Here is a 3,336-nt window from a genome sequence, read left to right on the forward strand (position 1 = left end):
GTAAAATTATGCATAAAAAAACAATAAATTTGTATATATTATTGTATTGTTTTTTTGTTAGTGCTAATGAAACAATTGTAGAAGTAAGGATGTGAATAATAAAGTGCTAAAGAAATGACCCTGATGTGCAGGGGACTTAAAATATCATAAAATAAGTGAATCAGTTAGAAATCACGTATTGTAACGCTATATGTTTTTTGTACATAGAGCCTTAAGCGAAATGAAAGTAGAGGAAAGGATCTATGAGATGAAGGAGAGCGAAAAAATCAGTTGGAATTCAGACTGAGATGATTTAAAGAAGTAGCATAAAGAAATGTAGATGTTATAAATCTGACTCTACATTCAGTTGTTGCAAGAGAGGAAAGAACTATGGAAGATATAAAAAGAAGCCTTTTTGGATATAACAAAAAGGAAGTAGACGGCTTAATCCTAAATCTAGAAAGAGAAAATAATCGACTCATACAAGAACTGCTTGGGAAGAATGAAGCCATTGAACAGTTAAATGCACAATTATATAAATACCAGTCTAAAGAAGGACTGATTAGTGAAGCTATTATTGATGCAAAGCAGTTTTCAAAACAATTAGTAGAAGAAGCTAAACAAAAAGCAACAGAGATGATTGATGCAGCAAATAAATCAATCTCGGATGAGTTCGAACGCTTTAATCGAACAATGAAAACATTGAATGAACTTAAGAACAAAGTGATCGCACAGAAAACAGAGTTATCTAAGGAGTTACAAGAAGTTTTATTACGTTATAAAAGCGCTTTTGAGAACTCAGAAACAGAGGACTTTGTTCGTATAAAAGAACATTTAGAAGATGAGCTTACTCATTCAGAAGAACTGTTCGAAAATTCTAAGCAGATTATTTATATTCCTGATTTGAATCATAAAAACTAACATCAGAAATAAGGAAGGACATAAGAAACGTGAAAAAAGTGGAACAGCAGCAAATATATTCTATTCGTAAGAATAAAGCGTATGGAGCAAGTTCAGTGTTAATTGGTATAATGGGAACTACTTTACTATTGGGAGGATTGACGCCTACCGTTCAAGCAGAGGAGAATGATGTAAACCCAGAACCAAAACCAGTAGATGGATCAGCTTCAGATGTGACCAATGCTTCAACAGTTGAGACGAATCATCTGATTATTACATCGTCTCAACCGAATGCAAGTGAGTCGAAACCAGAAACAAAACCGGCAGACAAACCGGAGTTGAAGGAAGATAATGCTCCGACAAACGAAACGAAACCACTTGATAGTACACCAGCTCAACCAAAAGAAGAAATAGTTGCACCAGCTAGTGTACATGCGGAAGCAAAACCAACAGAAGTCAAATCGAATGAAGAGACAGCTACTGCTAAACGTGCAGTAAGTATTGTCTATAAAGTACGCTATGTAGATCGTAAATCTCACAAAGTAGTTCATGAAGTAACGAAGACGAAAACAGTAGAAACTACTGAAGCAAAAGCAAAAGTTACAGTCACAGAAATTGGTGGAGAACTAGCAAATGATAGCCAATTAGAGAATTACTATGTTCCAGATGGCAATCCAACAAGCTTTACAAAAGAAATCGTTGAAGGGGAAGATAATGTTTTTGTCTACGAAGTAGAGGGCTTTGGAGAAGCAGAAACACCTAAAGAACGTACCGTTGCTCTTAAAGATACGGTAGAATATGTTGATAAAAAATCTGGTCTAGTCTTAGCAAGTGAGGAGAAGGAAGAAAAAGTTTCTACAACAGAAACAGTAGCGAACAAAGAAGCAAAGGTTCGTTATGAGAATACAATGATTGAAATCAAAGCATTAAATGCTGAAGCAGAACAATTATTGAAAAAAGTTCGTCCAAGTGAATTATCAAAAGCAGGTTTGCAAGCTACTTATCAATTAGCTAAACAAGAAGAAGCTGCTGCTCAAGCCTTATTATCAAAAGAAAACGTAACAAAAGCCGAATTACAATCAAATCTAGAACGATTAACAGCTGTCGTAGAACGTCTGTACTCTGAATTAAAAGCAAACGGACATTCTGGGGATGTTCGGTTTATGTTGGAGACGGAAACAGCAGCTAATGAAGCCCCATATATGACAATAGAACGGTATTTTGGAAAAGAAATAGGTCGTAATAATCCTGATTACGAAATTATAAAAGATGGTTCCACAATAGAATTGAAGTATAAAATAGGACTCACAAATATTACTTCTGATGAACTTGAACTAACTCCAGATGCTAAGAAATTAGGCTTTCATTATAATGATGGAGGAAAAGATGACCGTTATTTAATCAAAACGGTTACTTTAGATAATACCATTCAAGGTGGCACCTATACTATAGGATTGCAATCTAAAAAGGATCCTAACATTAAGATTACAGCTAGACTAACTATAGAAGATCCGCCTATGTATTGGCTGGCAGAATCTTTGCATCAGGATAATAAAGGAAATTCTGTTGATTTCGATGCAAGCAATAGTACAATTTATATGACAGTGACTCCATTTGGTTATTTTTTACGTTCTAGTGGCAAAGCACAAACGATAGCGGATGCAACACCAGATAGCCTGCAATATACTTCTAATCTTTGGTTGGCTTTAAGAGGTAACAAAAGTAATTATACTTCATTAGGCAATAATGCACCTGTAACCATCACTAAATTAGAACAAACCGGAGGTAGTCCAGGTGTTAAGGTCGAGCTTGTAAAAGATGGTCCCGCAACAGCAGGTAATGTATTTGGATATGACATGAATCTTGATAGAAGACACAGTGTGTTAATAAATGATATTAGTAGCCCCCTCATTTATAAAAGCACCTTTATAGGTGATAGTTCCCCCTATCGTTTAAACTTCAAAAGCCTACCAGCTAAAGCTGGAACCTATTTTCTTGATTTTCAAGTGACGGATAATATTGGACGGGTGAAAAAATTTCATTTGAATTTAGTAACTAGAGAAATTTCTCAAACGACTCCAGATAATTCTGGTACTGGTAATTATACTATAACAAATGCCGATGTTATGCTTGATGCGGATAAGCTTTACCGTGTAACGAACCCAATCCCAGTTGCAGTACCTATCTCTGATAAGGAACAGAATCTAGGAAACTTGATGTTAAATAAAGAAAATGCGACTTTAACGATTGATAGTAAACCAGATGGAGTTGAGATTACCCAAGATCCTGAAGATTCAACGAAGTATAAGATTGTTAAACAAAATGGGCATACATTAGCTGCAGGTGTGTATACTATTACTGCAACAGCAAAAGACGGACACTTTGGAGGTAATGTTCCAGCTCGTACTTATAAGTTCGAAGTAATGGATGGATTAAATCCTATTTCCGATCAAAGCT

2 protein-coding genes are annotated in these 3,336 nt (G+C 35.4%); both read left to right on the plus strand.

Translation table 11 applies throughout. The features are described from left to right. The first annotated feature begins 369 nt into the window (after window positions 1-369). Window positions 370-900 (plus strand): DivIVA domain-containing protein, encoded by a 531-nt coding sequence (locus SMIDD26_RS10585; protein ID WP_061440080.1) that lies wholly within the window; start codon window positions 370-372, stop codon window positions 898-900. Window positions 901-929: 29 nt separating this feature from the next. After that, window positions 930-3,336: hypothetical protein (locus tag SMIDD26_RS10590; RefSeq protein ID WP_167747526.1), on the plus strand; the 2,407-nt coding region annotated here is incomplete at its 3' end.

Origin of the sequence: Streptococcus mitis (assembly GCF_001579035.1) — a bacterium.
Lineage (GTDB): Bacteria > Bacillota > Bacilli > Lactobacillales > Streptococcaceae > Streptococcus > Streptococcus mitis_J.

What these genes read in the sequence shown, in the direction of transcription:
- SMIDD26_RS10585 (WP_061440080.1), top strand. Translation starts at nt 370, where the DNA reads ATGGAAGATATAAAAAGAAGCCTTTTTGGATATAACAAAAAGGAAGTA.